Source organism: Mesorhizobium sp. M2A.F.Ca.ET.067.02.1.1 (assembly GCF_004023285.1).
Lineage (GTDB): Bacteria > Pseudomonadota > Alphaproteobacteria > Rhizobiales > Rhizobiaceae > Mesorhizobium.
Map to the genome: position 1 here is coordinate 1 of NZ_RZSB01001186.1, position 1,098 is coordinate 1,098.

Sequence of the window (1,098 nt, forward strand, 5' to 3'; positions counted from 1 at the left end):
GCCGAGGCGCGCCGCGTCTACGAAGTGTCGAACGGCGGCTACACCTCCACCGGCGGCATCGTGCGCCTGCGCAATGTCGACCCGCTCACCGGCATCACCTCGCTGACGCGCCAGCAGCGCGAGGCCGGCCAGCGCTTTCGCGACGATTTCGAGCGCGCCGCCCGGCACGGCCTGCAGCCGCAATCCTGGAGCGAACGCGTTGACGCCAGCCGCGTCGGCGGCGGCGTCCCCGACCGCGTCCTCTCAGCCGGCCGGGCGCATGCCCATGCAGCCGCCGCGCTCGCCCATTGGGAGGTGGCGGAGGTGGTGCGCAAGACTTGCCTCGAAGGCCAGTCGGTGAAGGCCATCGCCGAGCGTAGCGGCGAGGGAAGGGATGTAGTGGTGAAGCTGCTGAAGGTCGGGCTGGATTTGTTGGCGGTGCACTACGGGATGATGGGGAGGAAGGCGGGGTGAAGGTGGCCTAGTATATGTCACTCAAGGCGTTATTGTTTACCCCATGAACGACGAAACTGAGCAACTGCTTGCTTACCTAACTGCAGACCCAACTGGTCAGCTGCACGATGGCCTAGGCTTAGTCGACAGATACCTCGAAGCTGTCGAACGACAACATGCTTTGATGTTCGATGCGTGGCGGCAGAAGAGATACAAACGCGCGTTGGTAGAGTTGCACTTTTTTCTAATCGCTATCGACAGAGTGAAGGATGGAATTGTCTTAGCGTCAAATGTCTTGGGCGCCGAAATGGCTAGCCATGTTGGGGCTTTGGATCTCTCAGCATACAAGAGAGCAAGGGGTCATTTCGAGCATATTGAAGATCGGCTCTACGGCTCGCGAAAGAACGCACTGAAGAAGATCGAAGAAGCTGGGAACGAACGCACCATTCACTACGGCCTGTCTGCCGAAGACAAAAGCTTCCGATGGAGTGATCAGAAAATTGATGTCTCGGAAGAGTTTCTAAGTAGCTTTCTTTCTTGGGCGGCTGAGGCGAAAGCGATAGCCAATCGCTCCATTTAAACGTGAGGTGAAGCAGGCAGCGCGCAAGAGTCGTTCCCACGATTTTGCACTATTCCAACTTATCGCCCGCAGGCCCCTCCCACCCT

2 protein-coding genes are annotated in these 1,098 nt (G+C 58.7%); both read left to right on the top strand.

The genetic code is table 11. The annotated features are described in order from the left end of the window. Positions 1-453 (top strand): DUF6456 domain-containing protein (locus tag EOA28_RS36595; protein WP_128315883.1); only part of this gene is annotated, 453 nt, incomplete at its 5' end. A gap of 43 nt (positions 454-496) precedes the next feature. Beyond that, entirely contained in the window at positions 497-1,012 is a 516-nt protein-coding gene (locus EOA28_RS36600; RefSeq protein WP_127252650.1) for a hypothetical protein, read from the top strand. Positions 1,013-1,098 lie beyond the last annotated feature (86 nt).